This window comes from Streptomyces sp. NPDC008079, assembly GCF_042957385.1.
Classification (GTDB): Bacteria; Actinomycetota; Actinomycetes; order Streptomycetales; family Streptomycetaceae; genus Actinacidiphila.
In genome coordinates this window covers 308379-328662 of sequence record NZ_JBIBIC010000002.1, presented here as the reverse complement: position 1 = coordinate 328662, position 20284 = coordinate 308379, and the positions used below count along the sequence as shown (strand labels likewise).

Genomic DNA, 20284 nt, shown 5'->3' with positions numbered 1-20284 from the left:
TTCTCGGCGTCAGTCCCGGCCCGCGGCCACCGGCTCGGCGGGAGCCGTCACGTCCGCCGCCGGGCGCGGCGACCGCTTCCCGCGGGGAAGTTCCGCGGTGCGGATCGCGGGGGTGGCGAGGCCGACGACGCCTCCGGTCATGGTGAGGACGGCGCTGGTGAGGAAGACGGGGGCCGGGCCCCAGGCGGCGACGGCGGCGCCGAAGAGGGGGTAGGCCAAAGGGGCGAGGCCGAAGCTGCTGAGGCTCATCACCGAGGTGACGCGGCCGAGGTAGCCGGGGTCGGCCGCCGACTGGATGAGGGCGTACGCGAGGCTGCCGCAGATGCCGCAGAACAGGCCGCTCAGCGCGGCGACGGCGACCGCGAGGGCCGGCGACGGCGCCACGCCGATCAGGCCGACGCCCGCGGCGCCCGCGAACAGGGCGCCGATCTGGACGGCCCCGGCCCGCGGCAGACGGCCCCGTAAGGTCAGCAGCAGCGCGCCGCACCCGGCGCCCGCGCCGAAGCCCGCGATGATCCAGCCGTAGCCGGACGAGCCCCAGCCGCGGTGCTGGGCGAGCAGGATCATGCCGACGTTCAACGGGCCGACCAGGCCCAGTTCGCAGATGGCGGCGGACAGGACCAGCGGGCCGACGAGCCGGTGGCGGCGGACGTACCGCAGTCCGTCGAGCAGATCCCGCCAGGCGCTCGCGCCCTCCTCGGGCCCGTCGCTCCCGGCGGGCGCCTCGGGCAGCGGGCTCATGCGGGTGGCGATCAGCAGCGGTACGGAGACCGCGAAGAGCGCGCCCGCCAGGGCGAAGGCGGCCGTGGCGCCGCCGAGCCCCATCGCGAGGCCGCCGACCGGCGGTCCGACGATGGTGCCGAAGCGGATGGTGAGGGACCGCATGCCCTGCAAGCGGGTGAGCTGGTCGGCGGCGACGATCCGCGGCGGCAGCGCGCCGACGGCCGGCATGAACAGCGCGTCCACGACGCCGAAGAGCAGCGAGACGACGACCAGCAGCCACAGCCCGGGCGAGGAGAGCGCCAGCGTCGCCGCGGCGCCGAGGATCAGCGCGCAGCGCACCGCGTCGCTCCCGATCACCACCTTGCGCGGCCCGAACCGGTCGGCGATCACTCCCCCGCCGAGCATCAGCACCGCGCGCGGCACCGCGCCGACCGCCATCACCAGGCCCACCTGCGTCGGCGGCGCCACCTTGGCGGCGGCGAAGCCGAGGGCGAGGAAGTAGACGCAGTCGCCGAGCATGGACGCGGTGTACGCGATCAGCCAGCGCAGCACGTTCCCGTCCTTGTGCGCGGGCCTGCCGTGCGGTGTTGCGGATATCGCGGTCGCCGTCATGGTGGCGGCCCTCCTCTGGTCTCGACGTCGGGTCGGGCGCGGTCTCAGGGGCCTTCCGCGGTCACTCCCGGAACGGGAATCCGTACATCTGCACGGCCACCAGCTCCCGCCCCTCGGTGTCGCCCGCCTCGACCGCCGCCTTGCCGCGGTCGATCCAGCGGCGCATGAGCGCGGTGATCTCCTCGTCCATTTCGTGGAGTTCGGCGGCGCTGAGCCGCGGCATGTACTCGGAGCTGAAGGAGGCGTCGGTCCACTCCCCCGCCCAGGCGGCCTGCTGGGCCAGGTAGCGCTCGTACCGCTCGTAGCGGCTGGCCAGGAGCTGCCTGGTGACCTCGTTGACGACGGCTGCGCCCTCGGGCCGGTCCGTGAAGTCCCCGCTGCGGAAGGAGAAGCCGCGCTCGGCGGAGACCTTCCACCAGCGCTCGCGGCCGTCGGTGCTCTTCTCGGGGGCCTCGACGATGAAGCCGTGGGCGGCGAGCTTGCGCAGGTGGTAGCTGACCAGGGACACCGCCTCGTCGACCTGGTCGGCCAGGTGGGAGGCGGTGGCGGCACCCGAGGTGACCAGGTGGCGGTAGAGCTGGATGCGCAGCGGGTGGGTGAAGACCTTCAGCGCGTCGAGGTCGGTGATGCGCTGAGCCTGGGGCCGGGGGGCGTCGTCTTTTTCTGGCACGACCACCAGCCTAGATAGGAAAGAAAAGTTGCGCAATCTAATTTGCGCAACTTCTCTTTCTCATCTGTTCACCGGCCGTGGACCGGGCGCCCCCGGCAGGATGTCGGGCATGTCACTCGACGGCACCCGCGCGCACCTCCGCGGCCCCGGCGACCTGCCCCCGCTGGTCGAACGCGCCGCCCGCACCGCACAGCAGCTCGGCTTCCCCTACTCCTGCCGCCCCGAGCAGGGCCGCCTGCTGCGCGCGCTCGCCGCGGGCGCCACCCGTATCGGCGAGACCGGTACCGGACTCGGAGTGGGGCTCGGCTGGCTGGTCACGGGCATGCGGGACGACGCCACCGCGGTGAGCGTCGAGCGCGATCCGGGGCGCGCGGAAACGGCCGCCTGGCTGTTCTCGGACCTCGCGCCGCAGGTCACCGTCGAATGCGGCGACTGGAAGGACATCGCCGCGCACGGCCCCTTCGACCTGCTGGTCCTGGACGGCGGCGGCCAGGGGAAGGGGGACGAGGCGGCCGATCCCGTGGAGCTGCTGCGGCCCGGCGGCGTCCTCGTCGTGGACGACTTCACGCCCGCCGACCGGTGGCCGCCGCTGCACGAGGGCAGCCCCGATCCGGCCAGGCTGCACTGGCTGGAGCACCCGGCGCTGCGCTCGGTGGAGATACCGCTCGCGCCGGACCTCGCGGCGCTGGTCTGCACCCGCCGCCAGGACTGAGCCGCCGAAAAGCGGAGCCGCCGCACATGGAGAGCGGCGGCCGACGGAAACCCCGTGCTCAGCGCACCGGGTGCCCGGCCTCCCGCAGCGCCGTCTTGACCTCGCCGATCCGCAGGTCGCCGAAGTGGAAGACGGACGCGGCCAGTACGGCGTCGGCGCCCGCCGCCACCGCGGGCGCGAAGTCGGCGAGGCGGCCCGCGCCGCCGGAGGCGATCACCGGGACCGTCACCAGCTTGCGGACGGCCGCGATCATCTCCGTGTCGTAGCCGTCCTTGGTGCCGTCCGCGTCCATCGAGTTGAGCAGGATCTCGCCCGCGCCCAGCTCGGCCGCGCGCTGCGCCCACTCCACCGCGTCGATGCCGGTGCCGCGCCGCCCGCCGTGCGTGGTGACCTCGAAGGAACCCGAGGGGGTGCGCCGCGCGTCCACCGACAGCACCAGCACCTGCCGGCCGAACCGCTCGGCGATCTCCCGGATCAGCTCGGGCCTGGCGATGGCCGCCGTGTTGACGCCCACCTTGTCGGCGCCCGCGCGCAGCAGCAGGTCCACGTCCGTGACCGTCCGCACACCGCCGCCCACGGTGAGCGGGATGAAGACCTGCTCGGCCGTACGGCGGACGACGTCGTACGTGGTCTCCCGGTCGCCGGAGGACGCGGTGATGTCCAGGAAGGTCAACTCGTCGGCGCCCTCGGCGTCGTAGAGCTTGGCCATCTCCACCGGGTCGCCCGCGTCCCGCAGATTCCGGAAGTTGACGCCCTTCACGACGCGGCCGTTGTCCACGTCGAGGCAGGGGATGACACGGACCGCGAGGGTCATCTGCCGGCTCCTCGGTAGGCTTCGATCTCCACCTCGACCAGGACGCGGGAGTCCATGAAACCGGCCACCACGACCATGGTGGCGGCGGGCCGCACGGCCCCGAACAGCTCCCGGTGGGCGCGCCCGACGTCGTCGGCGTCCCTGGCGTGGCTCATGTACATACGGGTGCGGATCACGCTGTCGGGCCCGAGGCCGAAGGGCTCGATCGCCGCCAGCGCGTTCCCGAAGGCGAGCAGGGCCTGTTCGTACGGGCTGCCCTCGCCGCGCACCTCGCCGTCGACGAGGGGCATCGTGCCGGACACCAGGACCAGGTCCCCCGCCGCGACGGCGCGGGCGAAACCGATGGTCTCCTCCAGCGGGCTTTCGGACTGGTCGCGCCGTACTGCGGGGGTCTCCGTCATCGTGATACCGCCTCCAGGGCTTCTTCCAAGGTGAACGCCTTGGCGTAGAGCGCCTTTCCGACAATCGCGCCTTCGACACCCCGCGGCACGAGAGTCGCGATGGCGCGCAGGTCGTCGAGGGACGAGACGCCGCCGGACGCGACGACCGGCCGGTCGGTGGCGGCGCAGACCCCGGCGAGCAGTTCCAGGTTGGGGCCCTGGAGCGTACCGTCCTTGGCGATGTCGGTGACGACGTACCGCGCGCAGCCCTCGGAGTCCAGCCGGGCCAGCGTCTCGTAGAGGTCGCCGCCGTCGCGGGTCCAGCCCCGGCCGCGCAGCGTGGTGCCGCGCACGTCGAGGCCGACCGCGATCCGGTCGCCGTGCTCGGCGATGACCTTGGCGACCCACTCCGGGGTCTCCAGCGCGGCCGTGCCGAGGTTGACGCGGGTGCAGCCGGTGGCCAGCGCGGCGGCGAGCGTGTCGTCGTCGCGGATGCCGCCGGACAGCTCGACCTTGATGTCCATCGAACGGGCCACCTCGGCGATCTGCGCCCGGTTGTCGCCGGTGCCGAAGGCCGCGTCGAGGTCCACCAGGTGCAGCCACTCCGCGCCCGCCGCCTGCCAGGCCAGCGCGGCGGCGTGCGGGTCGCCGTAGGACGTCTCGGATCCGGACTCGCCGTGCACGAGGCGTACGGCCTGGCCGTCCCGGACGTCGACGGCGGGGAGGAGTTCGAGCCTGTTCATCGGGTGCGTCCTACGTCGTAGAAGGGAGGAGGTGAAAGCGGACGGTAGAAGGGGGCCGGGCGGCGAGTGAGAGGGACTAACGGGTCGAGCGGTTGACGCGTGAGACCGCGTTAGAGGGTGTCCAGCCAGTTGGTGAGCAACTGGGCGCCCGCGTCGCCGGATTTCTCCGGGTGGAATTGGGTGGCCCACAGCGCGCCGTTCTCCACCGCGGCCACGAACGGCTCGCCGTGCGTGGCCCAGGTGACCTTCGGCGCGCGGATCGCCGCGTTGTGCGTGTCGAATTCCCACTCGCGCACCGCGTAGGAGTGCACGAAGTAGAAGCGGGCGTCGGTGTCCAGGCCCGCGAACTGCCGTGAGTCGGCGGGCGGCCGTACGGTGTTCCAGCCCATGTGCGGGACGACGGGCGCCTTCAGCGGCTCGACCGTGCCGGGCCACTCGTCGAGCCCTTCGGTCTCCACGCCGTGCTCGATGCCGCGGGCGAAGAGGATCTGCATGCCGACGCAGATGCCCATGACCGGCCGTCCGCCGGCCAGCCTGCGGCCGACGATCCAGTCGCCGCGTACGCCCTTCAGGCCCGCCATGCAGGCGGCGAAGGCGCCGACGCCGGGCACCAGCAGCCCGTCGGCGTTCATCGCCCGGTCGAAGTCGGCGGTGATCTCCACCTCGGCCCCGGCGCGCGCGAGCGCCCGCTCGGCCGAACGGACGTTGCCGAAGCCGTAGTCGAGGACGACCACGCTCTTGTGCCTCAGTCCAGTCATGTCGGCTCCTCCCGCTAGAGCTGGAGCAGCCCGGCCGCCAGCGCCATCACGGAGCCGATGGCCAGGACCGCGATCATGCTCTTGGACTGCTTCTGCTGCCAGAAGGAGTAGACGCCTCCGGCGAGGAAGAGCCCGAGCAGGATGAAGAGGGTCGAGTACGTGTTCATAGCGCGCCCTTGGTCGACGGCAGGATTCCGGCGGCGCGCGGGTCGCGCTCGCTGGCGTAGCGCAGCGCCCGGGCGAGCGCCTTGAACTGGCACTCCACGATGTGGTGCGCGTTGCGCCCGTACGGCACGTGGACGTGCAGCGCGATCTGCGCCTGGGCGACGAAGGACTCCAGGATGTGCCGGGTCATCGTGGTGTCGTAGGAGCCGATCATCGGCGCCATGTTCTCCGGCTCGGTGTGCACCAGGTAGGGGCGGCCCGACAGGTCGACGGTCACCTGGGCGAGGGATTCGTCCAGCGGGACCGTGCAGTTGCCGAAGCGGTAGATGCCGACCTTGTCGCCGAGCGCCTGCTTGAACGCGGCACCGAGCGCGAGCGCGGTGTCCTCGATCGTGTGGTGCGTGTCGATGTGCAGGTCGCCCTCGGTCTTCACCGACAGGTCGAACAGGCCGTGCCTGCCGAGCTGGTCGAGCATGTGGTCGTAGAAGCCCACACCGGTGGAGACGGCCACCTGTCCCGTACCGTCCAGGTCGATCTCGACGACGACGGACGTCTCCTTGGTGCTGCGCTCCACGCGGCCCACGCGGGTCATGCGGACTCCTCCGTACGGTGGTGCCTGATGTGCTGCTGGTCGCTGTGTTCCTTGACCACGGTCCTGACGGCGTCGAGGAACGCGTCGTTCTCCGCCGGGGTGCCCGCGGAGACCCGCAGCCAGCCGGGGACGCCGTTGTCCCGGACGAGGACGCCGTGGTCGAGGATCGCCTGCCAGGCGGCGTGACTGTCGGCGAAGCGGCCGAACTGCACGAAGTTGGCGTCGGACTCGGTGACCGCGCAGCCGATCGCCGTCAACTCGGCGACGAGCCGGTCCCGTTCGTCCTTGAGCTGCTGGACGTAGCCGAGCAGTGTGTCGGTGTGCTCCAGGGCGGCCAGCGCGGTCGCCTGGGTGACCGAGGACAGGTGGTACGGCAGCCGGACGAGCTGTACCGCGTCCACCACGGCGGGGTCGGCCGCCAGATAGCCGAGCCGCAGCCCGGCGGCGCCGAACGCCTTGGACATGGTGCGGGTCAGCACCAGGTGCGGGCGGCCCTCGATCAGCGGCAGCAGCGACGGGCGGTGCGAGAACTCGCCGTACGCCTCGTCCACCACCACCATCGACGGCTTGGCGGCCTGCGCGGCCTCGTAGAGCGCCAGTACGGTCGCGGCGTCCACGGCCGTACCGGTCGGATTGTTGGGCGAGCAGACGAACACCACGTCGGGGCGGCGGCGGTGGATCTCGCGGACCGCCGCGTCCACGTCGATCCGGAACTCCTCGTCGCGCGGCCCGGAGATCCAGCCGGTGCCGGTGCCGCGCGAGATCAGCGCGTGCATCGAGTACGACGGCTCGAAGCCGATCGCGGTCCTGCCGGGGCCGCCGAAGGTCTGGAGGAGCTGCTGGATGACCTCGTTGGAGCCGTTGGCCGCCCACACCTGGTCGCTGCCCACGCGGTGGCCCGCGGTCCTGGACAGATACGCGGCCAGCTCGGTGCGCAGCTCGACGGCGTCCCGGTCCGGGTAGCGGTTGAGCTGCCGGGCGGCCTCGGTGACGCGCTCGGCGATCCGGGCGACCAGCGCGTCGGGCAGCGGATACGGGTTCTCGTTGGTGTTCAGCCGCACCGGCACGTCGAGCTGGGGCGCGCCGTACGGGGACTGGCCGCGCAGTTCGTCGCGGATGGGCAGGTCGTCGATGCCGGTCACGGGAGGTCCCATCCGAAGCGGGCCTTGACCGCGGCGCCGTGCGCGGGCAGGTCCTCGGCCTCGGCGAGCGTCACCACGTGGTGGGCGACCTCGGCGAGCGCGTCGCGCGTGTAGTCCACGACGTGGATGCCGCGCAGGAAGGACTGCACGGACAGGCCCGAGGAGTGGCAGGCGCAGCCGCCGGTGGGCAGGACGTGGTTGGAGCCCGCGCAGTAGTCGCCGAGCGAGACGGGGGCGTGCGGGCCGACGAAGATCGCGCCCGCGTTGCGCACGCGGGCCGCGACGGCGGCGGCGTCCTCGGTCTGGATCTCCAGGTGCTCGGCGGCGTAGGCGTCCACCACCTCCAGGCCCTGGTCGAGGGTGTCGACCAGCACGGTCGCCGACTGGCGGCCGGTGAGCGAGGCGGTGATCCGCTGGGTGTGCCGGGTGGCCTCGACCTGGGCCTCCAGCTCCTTGTCGACCGCGTCGGCCAGCTCGGGCGAGGTGGTGACCAGGACGGCGGCGGCGAGCGGGTCGTGCTCGGCCTGGCTGATCAGGTCGGCGGCGACGTAGCCGGGGTCGGCGGCGGCGTCGGCGAGGATCGCGATCTCGGTGGGCCCGGCCTCGGCGTCGATGCCGATCCGGCCCTTGAGCAGGCGCTTGGCGGCGGCCACGTAGATGTTGCCGGGGCCGGTGACGAGGTTGACCGGGCGGCACTCGTCGGTGCCGTACGCGAACATCGCGACGGCCTGCGCGCCGCCGGTGGCGTACACCTCGGTCACGCCGAGCAGGGCGCAGGCGGCGAGGATGGTGGGGTGCGGGGAGCCGCCGAAGTCCTTCTGCGGCGGGGAGGCCACCGCGATGCCCTCGACCCCGGCCTCCTGCGCGGGCACGACGTTCATCACGACGGACGACGGGTAGACGGCGAGGCCGCCGGGCACGTAGAGGCCCACGCGCTGGACGGGCAGCCACTTCTCGGTGACGGTCCCGCCGGGCACGACCCGTGTGGTGACGTCCTGGCGGCGCTGTTCGCGGTGGACCAGGCGGGCGCGGCGGATCGACTCCTCCAGCGCGGCGCGCACGGCCGGGTCGAGCGCGGCCAGCGCGTCGCTCAGCGCCCGCTCGGGCACCCGCAGCCGGTCGACCCTGACGCCGTCGAACCGCTCTCCGTACTCGATGACCGCCGCCGTGCCGCGATGGCGCACGTCCTCGCAGATCGGCCGCACGGTGTTCAGCGCCGCCTCCACGTCGAACTCGGCTCGGGGCAGCAGGTCGCGGTCGATCCCGCCCTCGGGGAAGGCGGCACCGCGCAGATCGATTCGGGAGATCACCCTGCCAAGTGTAGAGACCCGGGCATGGGGGACGTTCCGCGGTTCCACTCCGTGATACGCCGCCCGGGACGGGCCCGCCGCTGTCGCGGGCATGGCCTAGGGCGTGTCCGTAAAGTCGCGTCGTCCGCCCGGAGGGCGGGGCTGGCGGTGTCTGGTGCGTGCGATCGCAAGGCGTAGGGCCGTCCTCATAGTGGGCCTATTCGGATGAGCCCGACAACGCAGCGAGCGTGCGTGCCAGGCGCCGCCGGCCAGACGAGACTTTACGGACACGCCCTAGCGTGGCGGCGGGTCGTGGGAGGGGGAAGGGTGAGCGAGCGTCGTGGTGAGGGGCCGCCGGGCGACTGGACGGCTGTGGAGCAGGGGATGTGGCGGGCCTTCCGGCTCGGTGCGGCCTTCGGGGCGGGGGCCGGGGGGACGCCCGCGGTACGGGCCGACGCCGTCGCGCAGCTGCTGCTGGACGGGCCGCCGCCGGAGCCGGGGCGGGTGGCGGCGCTCAAACTGGCGGGCCTGCGGATCACCGGCCGTCTGTCGCTGGCGGGCGGCACCGTCGCCCCCTACGTGCAGTTCGACGACTGCCGCTTCGAGGACCAGGTGCTGCTGCCGGAGTGCCGGGCGGGCAGTGTCCGGCTGGTGCGCTGCCACCTCCCGCGGCTGGAGGCCGCCCGGCTCCAGATCACCGGTGACCTGCATCTGCCGCAGTGCGTCGTGACCGGCGGCATCCGCCTGACCGACGCCCAGATCGGCACCGACCTCCTGCTCAACCAGCTCACCGTCCGCCGCGACCGCCACGGCCGCGCCATCGCCGCCGACGGTCTCACCGTCGGCCAGGACCTGGACGCCGAACTCCTCGACCTGCGCGGCGAGTTCAGCCTCCGCAGCGCCCGCGTCGGCGGCCGTCTCAACCTGCGCGGGGCCACCCTGCGCAATCCGTACGGCCGCGACGCGCTCAACGCCGCCCGCACGACGGTCGAGCACACCGTCTACCTCACCACCAGTTGGCCCGCGAACCGCTCGCCCGACACGACCGCGGCTCCCGGCGGGACGGACCCCGCGGGCGGCGGCGAGCCGTCCGGCACGGCCCGCAGGGAGTTCAGCGCGGAGGGCGGGGTGCGGCTGGACGACGCCCGGGTGGGCAACGCCGTGGTGATCGACCGGGCGCGGTTCCGGCTGGGGGAAGGGCAGCAGCTCTCGCTACGGCGCTTGCAGACGCCCGAGTTGCGGATCACCTTGGGGACGCCGCCCAGCGGGACGGTGTCGTTGGCGGGCGCGCGGGTGGGGCGGCTGACCGACGCGCCGCAGAGCTGGCCGGGGCCGGGGCAGGTCGATCTGACGGACTTCTCGTACGAGGCGCTGACCCCGCGCACCGCCTTCCCGCTGCGCGAGCGCGTCGCGTGGCTGAACGCGGCGACGCCGGAATACAGTCCCGGCCCGTACGAGCGGCTGGCCGCCGCGCTGCGGGCGGGCGGCGAGGACGCGCACGCCCGCGAGGTGCTGCTGGCCAAGCAGCGCCGCCGCCGCGAGTCGCTGCCGCCGGCCGGGCGGGCGTGGGGGTGGCTCCAGGACGTGACGGTCGGATACGGCTACCGGCCCGGCCGGGCCGCGGTGTGGATGGCGGTGCTGTGGGCGCTGGGCGCGCTGTACTTCGCCCTCCACAGGACGCCGCCCCCGGCGGGGAACGACTACCGGCCGCATTGGAGCCCCGCGCTCTACGCCCTTGACCTGCTCCTGCCGGTGATCGACCTCGGCCAGGACAACGCGTGGCGGGAGGTCGGCGTCAGCCAGTGGGTGGCCTCCCTGCTCACCCTGCTCGGCTGGACCCTCGCCACCACGGTCGCCGCGGGCGCCTCCCGCATGCTCAGCCGCGGTTGAGCACGGGCGGCCGCCCTCAGCCGCGGTCGAGCCGGACGACAGCCGTCAGAGCCGGGCGGGCCGGACGGCCGGACGACAGCAGTCAGGGGCGGGCGGGCCGGACGACAGCCGTCAGGGCCGGGCGGGCGCCGTGTGCGGGAGAGCCGGGCGGCAGCCATGAGGTGCGTCACCCCCGCTCAACCGATCGGCGGCGTTTCGGGGCCCGCCGCGGCCCCGAGGGGCGCAGCGGATGCCTAAGGCGGGCGTACTGCCCGTACCCTTGCTCACTGTGACCGATCGTCTTCCGCTCTTCCCGCTCAGTACGGCGCTCTTTCCCGGCCTGGTGCTGCCGCTGAACGTCTTCGAGGAGCGGTACCGCGCGCTCGTGGGTGATCTGCTGGCGCTGCCCGAGAACGCGCCGCGGCGTTTCGGCGTGGTGGCGATCAAGAACGGCCAGGAGGTCGCTCCGACGGGCCAGGACGGCGGGGACACAGGTCCGGCCGCCGGTCTCGGCGAGGACCCGGAGGCGGCGCTGTACGGCTACGGGTGCATCGCGGACGCGGCGGGCATCGCGGAGCGCGACGACGGCGGGTACGAACTGGTGGCCACGGGTCTGATCCGGTTCAAGCTGCTGTCGGTGGACGCGAGCGGGCCCTATCTGACGGCCGAGTACGAGGAGCTGCCGGACGAGCCCGGCGCGGGCGCGGGAGCGCTGGCCTCCGAGGTCTCACGGGTGTTCGGCACGTATCAGAAGCGGCTGGCCGGGGCGCGGGAGCGCACGCTCGCGCCGGGGCAGGAGTTCCCCGACGACGCCACGGTGCTGTCGTATCTCGTCGCGGCGGCGGTGGTCGTGGAGACCTCGGTGAAGCAGGAGCTGCTGGAGGCGGCGGACACCGCCGCCCGGCTGACGGCCGAACTGCGGCTGCTGCGCCGCGAGAGCGCGGTGATCGACAAGCTGCCGTCACTGCCCGCGGTGGAACTCACCCACCAGGCGATCAGCGCCAACTAGCGCGCATCAGGGGGTCGGCGATGGCGAAGAAGGCGCGTACGGCCGGAGGCACCCCGGCCACGGTCGCCCTGGAGAAGGCGGGCCTGCCGTTCACCGTGCACGCCTACGCGCACGACCCGGCCTCCGAACTCTCCTACGGCGCCGAGGCCGCGGCGGCGCTGGGCGCGGCGCTCGGGGTGCCCCCCGACGAGGTCCGGGGCCGGGTCTTCAAGACGCTGGTCACGGAGGTGGACGGCGCTTTGACCGTGGCGGTCGTCCCGGTCGCGGGCTCGCTCGACCTCAAGGCGCTGGCCGCGGCGGTCGGCGGCAAGCGCGCCACGATGGCGGCGCCGGCCGACGCCGAGCGCAGCACCGGTTACGTGCTCGGCGGGATCTCCCCGCTGGGCCAGCGCAAGCGCCTGCCCACGGCCCTGGACGCCTCGGCGCTCGGCTTCCCCACGGTCTTCGTCTCCGCGGGCAAGCGCGGCCTGGAGCTGGAGCTGTCCCCCGCCGACCTGGTGACGCTCACCTCAGCGGTGACGGCGCGGATCTCCCGTATCTGACCGGGACGTCTCGACCTCGGCTTGAGCGGGAGAGCGTCACTGCGCCGGGGGCGGCGGCGGAGGCGGCGCGCCCCACGGCTGCGGCGCCACGTACACCGGCTGCGGGTCGCGCGGCCCGAAGAGCGAGGTCAGGCCCAGGTGCACCAGCATCGCCGCCGCCGACCAGGCGACCAGCGCGCTCTTGGCGCGCAGCTTCAGCGGCCCGTCGAAGACGACGTTCGGGCCGACCTCCTTGGCGTGTGCCTTGATGTGGACGGTCGGTCCGAGGGCGATGCCCAGCCGCCAGCCGACGATGGAGGCGAGGACGCCGCCGACCGCGAGGCCGAGGACCACGGCGACGCCGCCGCGGCGGTACCAGAGGAAGACGCCGAGGGCGGTCAGCGCGCCCAGGCACAGCGCGATCAGCACGAAGGTGCCGTCGCCGCCGATCGCCTCTTCGCCCTCGGTGTCCTTGAGGTAGATGTACTTGCCGTCCGAGATCAGCGGGACGCGCGGTGACAGCCACGCCCACAGCAGCCCGAGGAACACCCCGCACACCGTGACGGCGACCGCGACGAGCGCGGCGCGGCCCAACTCGGCGACCGGTGAGGGCCGGTCCCCCTTGCCGTCGCCTCCACCGGGGCCTGCGCCCGGGTACGGCGGGAACGGCGGCGGCTGGTCATGCGGCGTCAGGGGTGCGGTCACCCGCCCATCGTGCCAGGTCTGCCTGTCCGTCGCTTCATCGGCAGGCCGCCCTGCGGTAGGCCCAGGTGGCGACGGCCAGCGAGCCGACGCCGACGGCCGCGCACACGGACAGGTCGCCGACGACCGCGGCCCAGTGCGGATGCCCGCCGAAGGTGCGGGCGAACGCCTCGACGCCGTACGTGGAGGGCAGCAGATCGCGCGCCCAGGAGATCGGCGCGGGCATGTGCGAGGCGGGCAGCACGCCGAGCAGCAGCGCCGCCGACATGCCCAACTGGCCGAAGAGCGTGGCGATCTCCTGCCGCGGCGCGAGCAGCCCGAGGGCCGCGCCGAGGCCGGAGAGCGCGGCCCCGGCCAGCGGGATCACGACGGCGAGAATCCACAGATTGGCCAGCGGCAGATGGAACAGGACGCAGCCGGTCACGGCGGTCACGAGGGTGCCGGGCACGGTGAAGGACGCGTACGCGCCCGCCGCGCCGAGGACGACGGCGGCCGGCGGCACCGGCAGCGTGGCGTAGTGGTCGAGTCCGCCGGACGCCCTGAGCTGTCCGAAGTACTGCGCGAGCAGATTGAGCGCGACGAAGGCGACCACCAGGACGCTGGAGCCCGCGACGACCGAGCGCGCCGCCTCCCCGTCCCCGCCGTCGACCACTCCGCGCATCATCACCATGATCCCGACGGACTGGAAGGTGGCAACGAACAGCAGCGGTATCCGGGCCACCCGGGCCCGCGAGAGCTGCGCGCGGTAGACCGCGCCGAAGGCGGGCCACAGCCGGGCCCGCGGCGCGAGCGGCGCGGCGCCGGACTGCTGCGCGGCGACGCCCCGGGGCGCGGGAACGGTTTGGGTGAGCACGCTCATACGCAGGCTCCACGCGTCGGTGCGGAACACGGCGGGGCCGTGTCGTACGGCGAAAGCACGGGGTCGCACCGCCTGGGGGCGGGTGCGTACGGCCGGAGGGCGGGGTCGTACGGCCGGAGGGCGGGTGCGTACGGCGCGACCGCCGGCCGGGGCGGCGCGGACCGCGGGGGGACCCGTCTCATGACTTCACCAGGCCCTCTCCCCTGCCGCCGAGCGCGAGGTAGACGTCCTCCAGGCTGGGCATCGCCAGGGTGAAGTCGTCCAGGGCGGCGAAGGCCGGTCCCCCGGTGACCTCGGCGACGGCGGCGCGGGCCCGCTCCTGGGGCAGCCGCAGCGTCCAGCGGCGGCCCGAGATGTCGGCGAGCGGGTGCAGGGCGGCGATGGCGGGCAGCGACATCGGCGGCTCGTCGCGCCACACGAGGTCGAGCCTGACCTCGTCGGCGACCAGCGACCGCAGGCCCGTGGGGGTGTCGCAGGCGATGACCTTGCCGTGGTCGAGCACGGCGACCCGGTCCAGGACGTTCTCCGCCTCGATGACGTTGTGGGTGACCAGCAGCACCGTCGCGCCGTGCTCGGTCCTGCGGCGGCCGACCGCGGCCCACACCGCGCGCCGGGCGACCGGGTCCATGCCGGTGGTGGGCTCGTCGAGGACCAGGACGGGCCGCTGGCCGACCAGGACGGCCGCGAAGCAGGCCAGCCGCCGCTGGCCGCCGGAGAGGCGCTTGATGGGGCGTCCCGCGATCGGGCCGAGTTCGAGTTCGTCCAGGACGGCGTCGCGTTCGGCACGGGCGGCGCGCGCGTCCAGGCCGCGCAGCCGTCCGGTGGTCTCGGCGGCGAGCGCGACGGTCAGCTCGTCCAGCGCGGACGACTCCTGGCCGAGGTAGCCGACCAGCCGGGAGGCCCGGTCCGGGTGGCGTACGAGGTCGTGGCCGAGCAGGTCGATCGATCCGGCGTCGGGCCGCAGCAGGCCGGTGAGCTGGCGGACCAGGGTGGTCTTGCCCGCGCCGTTGGGGCCGAGGATGCCGAAGAGTTCGCCGCGGCCGACGTCGAGGTCGATGCCGTCGTTGGCGCGTACGACACCGGGCCTGGGCGCGGCGGCGGTCTCGGGTGCCTGGTCGGCGGCGGTACGGCGGCGGCGCAGCCCTCGGCCCCTGGCCGCGGAACCGGCCGGGTACGTTCTGACCAGACCGCGCACGGTGCACACCGTGTCGCGGGCTGTGGCGACCGCTGGGGGCGCCGTCTCCTCCGTGCCCGTACTCACGAGGATCGAGAGTACGCGCCGCACGCGGCATCCGGCGCAAGGGGGGCCCGGTTCACCCGCTTTTCCCTCGGACCCGCCCGAGGCGCGGGAGGGCGCGGGCCCGGCCGCTCACTCCCCCGCGGGTGCGTGCTCGGCGACCGCGTGGGCGTCGACCTCCCGCCAGAATCCGGCCCTGATCGCGTACCGGTCGTGCTCGTCGATCTGGTCGTCCTTGTGGGCGAGCAGGCCGAAGCGGGCGGCGTATCGCAGCAGCTCACCGTCTATGCGGTGCGGGACGCGGGGGTAGTGGGTGGAGAGCTGCTGGAGCTGGGAGGTGTCGGTGAGGCGGGCGATCCAGCGGCGGGCGAAGACCTGGCCGACCTCGAAAGGGTCGCCGCTGACCGCCGTGATGTCGGCCTCGCGGTCCGCCCAGCGCTGCTCGGCGGAGGTGAGCTGGGCGAGGGTGGGCAGGCCGCTGGTGTCGGGCAGGTCGGCGCCCGCGCCGCGGTCGGTCCAGCCCTTGTCCGACGACCAGCGCAGGGTGGCGCTGGGGGCCGGCTGGGCCGGCGGCGGCGCGGGGGCGGCGTGGCTGCGGCCCAGATCGGCGAGATCCTTCGGGGTGGGCACGGTGGGACCGGCGGGTTCCGGCGGGGCAACCTTGCCCGGCGGTGTGCTCTCGGCCGCCGCCGGTTCCGGCGCGGTGCCGTTCTTGCCCGGCCGCTCCTCCGGGGGCGCCAGCCGCTCGCCGCCCGAGGCCGACTCGGGCAGCGGCGCGGAGAGGATCGCGGCGATCTCCGGGCGCGGGCCGGGCGGCGGACAGACGCCGGGGATCTCGCGGGCCCTGATCGCCGCGGTGATCCACTGGCGGTCCAGCACACGCCGCTCGTCGGCCTCCGCGACCAGGTCTTCCGACTGGTTGTAGTCCCCGTCGGCGGCCTGGACGGCCCACAGGTGCACGGCGACCCCGTGCTCCTTGGCGGACATCATGCCGGGCAGCAGATCGCCGTCACCGGTCACCAGGACGACGTCGGAGCACGCGCGGTTGCGGGCCAGCTCCGACAGCTCGGCGTGCATGGCGGCGTCCACGCCCTTCTGCGCCCACCGGCCGTCCGTCCGGGTGAGTGCGCCCAGTCGTACGGTCACTCGGGGCATCACCCGCAGCCGACGGTGTTCCGGTTGCGGAACCCGGTCGGGTGCGCCGTCGAACCAGTAGATCCGCAGCAGTGGCTGACCGGTCTCCAACTCGGCACGTTCGCGCAGGCCAGCGACGACGGCGGCATGATCAACGGTGATCCGGGACCGGGAGGGTTCACCCGCCAACAGACTCGCCGCAGCACCCAGTAGGTAGCCTGCGTCCACCAGGACGACGCAGCGGTCCATGTTGCACCTCTTCCGGTCGCCCCCCGGCACGGATTTCCCCCGAGTCTGCCCGAATGCTCGGGGGTTATGACCTCGAACCCGATCATCGGCGTGGCGGTGGTCACTTTTCCGGCCGCCCCACTCCGTCAACTGCCCGAAATGCGCGCTTCGTACTCCCATGCAAATCTGATGGCGGCCGATGGGCCACCAGGCCAACGGCCGACATCCCCCACTAGGAGAGACGATCGTGGCTAAGAACAAGAACCAGAACCGTCAGCGCGAGAACCAGAACCAGCAGCGCGGCGCCGCCGCCACCGAGGAGCGGGAGCGCACGCAGCGCCCGATGGACGAGAACCAGCCGGAGATGGCGCCCGCGCAGGACTTCTCGCACAAGCAGAACAAGCAGAAGTTCGGCCACAACTAGTCCCACCGCGTGGTCGCGGGGGCACCCTCCACCAGGGGTGCCCCCGCACTCACATCACGCGCGCCGGGCTCGTACGGCCCGCGCCCCGGCGGTCAGCCCGCCTGCTGCTGCGCGGCGCCCAGGCACGCGGGGCCCAACAGGGCCTTGAGGTCGCCGAAGAGCGAGGGGTCCGCAGTCACCCGGTGCCGGTCGAGCCGCAGCACCGTGGTCGTGCGCGCGCCCTGGAGCTTCACCCGTACCTCGGTGTTGCCCTTGTGGCTGGAGAGCACTTCGCCGAGCCTGGCCACCAGCGGCGGGGTCACCTTGACCGTCGGGATGGAGATCATCACCGGCGCGTTGGTGCCCACGTCCGACAGGTCGGGGACCATCAGCTCCATCGCCACCAGCCGCGGGATGTCCTCCCGCTTGTCGAGCCGCCCCTTGACGAAGACCACGGCGTCCTCGACGAGTTGGGTCGAGACCAGTTGGTAGGTGGCGGGGAAGAACATGCAGTCGACCGAGCCCGCCAGGTCCTCGACGGTGGCGATCGCCCACGCGTTGCCCTGCTTGGTCATCTTCCGCTGGAGCCCGGAGATGATGCCGCCGATGGTGACGATCGCGCCGTCGGAGTAGTCACCGGCCAGCGCGGCGATCGCGGCGTCCGTCTTGTCGTTGAGGATGTGCTCGATGCCGAAGAGCGGATGGTCGGAGACGTAGAGGCCGAGCATCTCCCGTTCCTGCGCGAGCAGATACGTCTTGTCCCACTCGATGTCGGAGAAGACCACGTCCATCCCGAAGGCCGGGGTGTCGTCGCCCTCCTCCCCCGCGCCGCCGAACAGGTCGAACTGGCCCTCGGCCTCCTTGCGTTTGACCTGCACCACGTTGTCGATCATCGTCTCGAAGTGCTCGGTCAGACCGCGCCTGGTGTGCTTCATCGTGTCGAACGCGCCGGCCTTGATCAGCGATTCGACGGTCCGCTTGTTGCACGCCACCACCTCGACCTTGTCGAGGAAGTCCGGGAAGGTCGCGTACCGCCCCTTGGCCTTGCGGCTGCGGACCACCGACTCCACCACGTTCGTCCCGACGTTGCGCACGGCGGTGAGGCCGAAGACGATCGTGTCGTCACCGCGCGGTGTGAAGTTGGCGTTGGACTCGTTGACGTCCGGCGGCAGCACCTTGATGCCCATCCGGCGGCACTCGTTGAGATAGAGCGCCATCTTGTCCTTGTCGTCCTTGACCGAGGTCAGCAGGCCCGCCATGTACTCGGCCGGGTAGTTGGCCTTGAGATACGCGGTCCAGTAGGAGACGAGGCCGTACGCGGCGGAGTGCGCCTTGTTGAAGGCGTATCCGGCGAACGGCACCAGCACGTCCCAGACCGCCTGGATGGCCTGGTCGGAGTAGCCGCGCTCGCGCATGCCCGCCTGGAAGGGGATGAACTCCTTGTCGAGGACTTCCTTCTTCTTCTTGCCCATCGCGCGGCGCAGCAGGTCGGCCTGGCCGAGCGAGTAACCGGCCAGCACCTGGGCGGCCTTCTGCACCTGCTCCTGATAGACGATCAGGCCGTAGGTGATGTCGAGGACTTCGCGGAGCGGCTCTTCCAGCTCCTTGTGGATCGGGGTGATCTCCTGCTGCTTGTTCTTGCGCAGCGCGTAGTTGATGTGCGAATTCATGCCCATCGGGCCCGGCCGGTACAGGGCCGAGACGGCGGAGATGTCCTCGAAGTTGTCGGGCTTCATCATGCGCAGCAGGGCGCGCATGGGGCCGCCGTCGAACTGGAAGACGCCCAGGGTGTCGCCGCGCCCGAGCAGCGCGTACGTGTTGGGGTCGTCCAGCGGCAGGGACAGCAGGTCGATGTCGATGCCCTTGTTGGCCTTGATCGACTTGACCGCGTCATCCATGATCGTCAGGTTGCGCAGGCCGAGGAAGTCCATCTTCAGCAGGCCGAGCGACTCACAGCTCGGGTAGTCCCACTGCGTGACGACCGCGCCGTCGTTCTTCGGCGAGAAGATCGGCACGTGGTCGATCAGCGGCTCGGCGGACATGATCACGCCCGCCGCGTGCACGCCCATCTGCCGGACCAGGCCCTCGATGCCCTTGGCCGAGTTGATCACCTTGGTGACGTCCGGCTCGTTCTCGTACATCGCCCGGACCTCGCCCGCCTCGCTGTAGCGCGGGTGGTCCTTGTCGGTGATGCCGGAGAGCGGGATGCCCTTGCCGAGGACGTCGGCGGGCATGGCCTTGGTGATCCGGTCGCCCATGGAGAAGGGGTAACCGAGCACGCGGGCCGAGTCCTTGATCGCGGCCTTGGCCTTGATGGTGCCGTAGGTGGCGATCTGCGCGACCTTGTCGGAGCCGTACTTCTCGGTCACGTAGCGGATGACCTCGCCGCGCCGACGCTCGTCGAAGTCGATGTCGACATCGGGCATGGACACGCGCTCGGGGTTGAGGAAGCGCTCGAAGATCAGGCCGTGCGGGACCGGGTCGAGGTCGGTGATGCCCATGGCGTAGGCGACGATCGAACCGGCCGCGGAACCACGCCCGGGGCCGACCGCGATGCCGTTGTTCTTCGCCCACATGATGAAGTCGGCGACGACGAGGAAGTAGCCGGGGAACCCCATCTGGACGATGGTGTCCATCTCGTAGTCGGCGAGCTTCTGCCGGTCCTCGGGGATGCCGGCGGGGAAGCGCCGGGCCATGCCGCGGGCCACTTCCTCGCGGAACCAGGTCACTTCGGTGTAGCCCTCGGGGACGTCGAACCTGGGCATCAGGTTCTTCGTCTCGAACATGCCCTCGGTCTCGATCCGGTTCGCGATCAGGAGCTGGCTGTTGCGGCAGCCCTCCTGCCACGCGTCCGAGGAGTCGATCGCGTACATCTCGGCGGCGGACTTCAGGTAGTAACCGCTGCCGTCGAACTTGAACCGGTCGGGGTCCGACATGTTCGAGCCGGTCTGGATGCACAGCAGGGTGTCGTGCGCCGAGGACTCGTTGGCGTACGTGTAGTGCGAGTCGTTGGTGACGACGAAGGGCGCGTCGATCTTCTTGGCGATCTCCTCCAGGCCCGCGCGGGCCCGGCGGTCGATGTCGATGTCGTGGTCCATGATCTCGACGAAGAAGTTCTCTTTGCCGAAGATGTCCTGGTACTCGCCGGCGGCCTTGATCGCCTCGTCCATCTGCCCGAGCCGGATGCGGGTGGAGATCTCGCCGGAGGGGCAGCCCGTGGTGCCCATCAGGCCCTCGGCGTACTCGCTGAGCAGTTCGCGGTCCATCCGGGGCTTGCGGAAGTAGCCCTCGAAGGCCGCCCGCGACTGGGCGCGGAAGAGATTGTGCAGCCCGACGGCGTTGCGCGCCCAGATGGTCATGTGGGTGTACGCGCCCGCACCCGAGATGTCGTCCCGCTTCTGGTGCGGCGCGCCCCACTTGACGGGCTTGTTGTACCGCCGCGACTCGGGCGCCAGATACGCCTCGATGCCCATCACCGGCGTGACACCGGCGTCCTTGGCCTGGTGGAAGAAGTCGTACGCCCCGTGCAGATTGCCGTGGTCGGTGATGGCCACATGGCTCATCCCCATCTCGTTGCACGCCTTGAACATGTCCTTCAATCTCGCCGCTCCGTCCAGCAGCGAGTACTGGGTGTGGACATGGAGATGGGTGAAGGGCTGGTCGGTCACGGGCGGCGATACCTCCGGCGAGAGGGGGCGGACTGCTGGTGCGTCGCTGGCTGA

At 72.3% G+C, this 20284-nt stretch carries 20 protein-coding genes; 5 read left to right on the top strand and 15 right to left on the bottom strand.

Translation table 11 applies throughout. From position 1 onward, the window contains the following. Positions 1 to 9 precede the first annotated feature (9 nt). Both ACFZAM_RS08475 and ACFZAM_RS08470 read right to left on the bottom strand, forming a co-directional pair. On the bottom strand, positions 10 to 1335 hold the full coding sequence (locus ACFZAM_RS08475) for an MFS transporter (protein ID WP_391044012.1): 1326 nt from the start codon (positions 1333 to 1335) through the stop codon (positions 10 to 12). Positions 1336 to 1396: 61 nt separating this feature from the next. Further along, positions 1397 to 2005, bottom strand: coding sequence for a helix-turn-helix domain-containing protein (locus ACFZAM_RS08470; protein WP_391044010.1), 609 nt, complete (start codon positions 2003 to 2005; stop codon positions 1397 to 1399). 109 nt (positions 2006 to 2114) lie between these two features. On the opposite strand from ACFZAM_RS08470, the gene ACFZAM_RS08465 reads away from it, so the two are divergent. After that, positions 2115 to 2717, top strand: a complete 603-nt coding sequence (locus ACFZAM_RS08465; protein WP_391044007.1) for a class I SAM-dependent methyltransferase — start codon at positions 2115 to 2117, stop codon at positions 2715 to 2717. Between the two features lie 58 nt (positions 2718 to 2775). Here ACFZAM_RS08465 and hisF read toward each other — a convergent pair whose 3' ends face one another. The 8 genes from hisF to hisD form a co-directional block, all read right to left on the bottom strand. Next, on the bottom strand, positions 2776 to 3531 hold the full coding sequence (hisF, locus tag ACFZAM_RS08460; RefSeq protein ID WP_355334040.1) for an imidazole glycerol phosphate synthase subunit HisF: 756 nt from the start codon (positions 3529 to 3531) through the stop codon (positions 2776 to 2778). Then, the gene (locus ACFZAM_RS08455; RefSeq protein ID WP_355334043.1) at positions 3528 to 3932 is read right to left on the bottom strand and encodes a Rid family hydrolase; all 405 of its coding nucleotides are present in this window, start codon (positions 3930 to 3932) and stop codon (positions 3528 to 3530) included. The genes hisF and ACFZAM_RS08455 overlap by 4 nt, the downstream gene beginning before the upstream one ends. Further along, on the bottom strand, positions 3929 to 4654 hold the full coding sequence (gene priA, locus ACFZAM_RS08450; RefSeq protein ID WP_391044004.1) for a bifunctional 1-(5-phosphoribosyl)-5-((5-phosphoribosylamino)methylideneamino)imidazole-4-carboxamide isomerase/phosphoribosylanthranilate isomerase PriA: 726 nt from the start codon (positions 4652 to 4654) through the stop codon (positions 3929 to 3931). Before priA ends, ACFZAM_RS08455 begins: the two co-directional genes overlap by 4 nt. 110 nt (positions 4655 to 4764) lie before the next feature. Continuing rightward, positions 4765 to 5412 (bottom strand): imidazole glycerol phosphate synthase subunit HisH, encoded by a 648-nt coding sequence (gene hisH / locus ACFZAM_RS08445; protein ID WP_391044002.1) that lies wholly within the window; start codon positions 5410 to 5412, stop codon positions 4765 to 4767. 14 nt (positions 5413 to 5426) lie between these two features. Further along, the gene (locus tag ACFZAM_RS08440; RefSeq protein ID WP_188280531.1) at positions 5427 to 5579 is read right to left on the bottom strand and encodes a hypothetical protein; all 153 of its coding nucleotides are present in this window, start codon (positions 5577 to 5579) and stop codon (positions 5427 to 5429) included. Then, positions 5576 to 6169, bottom strand: coding sequence for an imidazoleglycerol-phosphate dehydratase HisB (gene hisB, locus ACFZAM_RS08435; protein WP_355334053.1), 594 nt, complete (start codon positions 6167 to 6169; stop codon positions 5576 to 5578). Before hisB ends, ACFZAM_RS08440 begins: the two co-directional genes overlap by 4 nt. After that, the gene (locus ACFZAM_RS08430) at positions 6166 to 7323 is read right to left on the bottom strand and encodes a histidinol-phosphate transaminase (RefSeq protein ID WP_391043999.1); all 1158 of its coding nucleotides are present in this window, start codon (positions 7321 to 7323) and stop codon (positions 6166 to 6168) included. The genes hisB and ACFZAM_RS08430 overlap by 4 nt, the downstream gene beginning before the upstream one ends. Further along, complete coding sequence (gene hisD, locus ACFZAM_RS08425) at positions 7308 to 8621, bottom strand: histidinol dehydrogenase (protein WP_391043996.1); 1314 nt, start codon at positions 8619 to 8621, stop codon at positions 7308 to 7310. Before hisD ends, ACFZAM_RS08430 begins: the two co-directional genes overlap by 16 nt. A gap of 363 nt (positions 8622 to 8984) precedes the next feature. Between hisD and ACFZAM_RS08420 the strand changes: the two genes are divergently transcribed. The 3 genes from ACFZAM_RS08420 to ybaK all read left to right on the top strand — a co-directional run bounded on the left by ACFZAM_RS08420 (position 8985) and on the right by ybaK (position 12020). Continuing rightward, on the top strand, positions 8985 to 10490 hold the full coding sequence (locus tag ACFZAM_RS08420) for an oxidoreductase (protein ID WP_391044274.1): 1506 nt from the start codon (positions 8985 to 8987) through the stop codon (positions 10488 to 10490). A 229-nt stretch (positions 10491 to 10719) separates the two neighbouring features. Next, entirely contained in the window at positions 10720 to 11478 is a 759-nt protein-coding gene (locus ACFZAM_RS08415; protein WP_355334061.1) for an LON peptidase substrate-binding domain-containing protein, read from the top strand. A gap of 20 nt (positions 11479 to 11498) precedes the next feature. Then, a complete protein-coding gene (ybaK, locus tag ACFZAM_RS08410) occupies positions 11499 to 12020 on the top strand; it encodes a Cys-tRNA(Pro) deacylase (protein WP_391043993.1) in 522 nt (173 codons plus the stop codon). A 36-nt stretch (positions 12021 to 12056) separates the two neighbouring features. Here the strand turns inward: ybaK and ACFZAM_RS08405 are convergent, their stop codons facing one another. From ACFZAM_RS08405 to ACFZAM_RS08390, 4 genes are all read right to left on the bottom strand, one after another. Then, positions 12057 to 12704, bottom strand: a complete 648-nt coding sequence (locus ACFZAM_RS08405; protein WP_391043992.1) for a hypothetical protein — start codon at positions 12702 to 12704, stop codon at positions 12057 to 12059. Between the two features lie 34 nt (positions 12705 to 12738). Beyond that, positions 12739 to 13560, bottom strand: coding sequence for an ABC transporter permease (locus ACFZAM_RS08400; protein WP_391043990.1), 822 nt, complete (start codon positions 13558 to 13560; stop codon positions 12739 to 12741). A 178-nt stretch (positions 13561 to 13738) separates the two neighbouring features. Then, positions 13739 to 14821, bottom strand: coding sequence for an ABC transporter ATP-binding protein (locus tag ACFZAM_RS08395; protein ID WP_355334073.1), 1083 nt, complete (start codon positions 14819 to 14821; stop codon positions 13739 to 13741). A gap of 108 nt (positions 14822 to 14929) precedes the next feature. Continuing rightward, positions 14930 to 16180: an NYN domain-containing protein gene (locus ACFZAM_RS08390; protein WP_391043988.1), complete on the bottom strand. Its 1251-nt coding sequence runs from the start codon at positions 16178 to 16180 to the stop codon at positions 14930 to 14932. A gap of 226 nt (positions 16181 to 16406) precedes the next feature. On the opposite strand from ACFZAM_RS08390, the gene ACFZAM_RS08385 reads away from it, so the two are divergent. Then, positions 16407 to 16583 (top strand): hypothetical protein, encoded by a 177-nt coding sequence (locus ACFZAM_RS08385; protein WP_355334079.1) that lies wholly within the window; start codon positions 16407 to 16409, stop codon positions 16581 to 16583. 92 nt (positions 16584 to 16675) lie between these two features. Here ACFZAM_RS08385 and dnaE read toward each other — a convergent pair whose 3' ends face one another. Continuing rightward, positions 16676 to 20230 (bottom strand): DNA polymerase III subunit alpha, encoded by a 3555-nt coding sequence (gene dnaE, locus ACFZAM_RS08380; RefSeq protein ID WP_355334082.1) that lies wholly within the window; start codon positions 20228 to 20230, stop codon positions 16676 to 16678. Between the last annotated feature and the right edge of the window lie 54 nt (positions 20231 to 20284).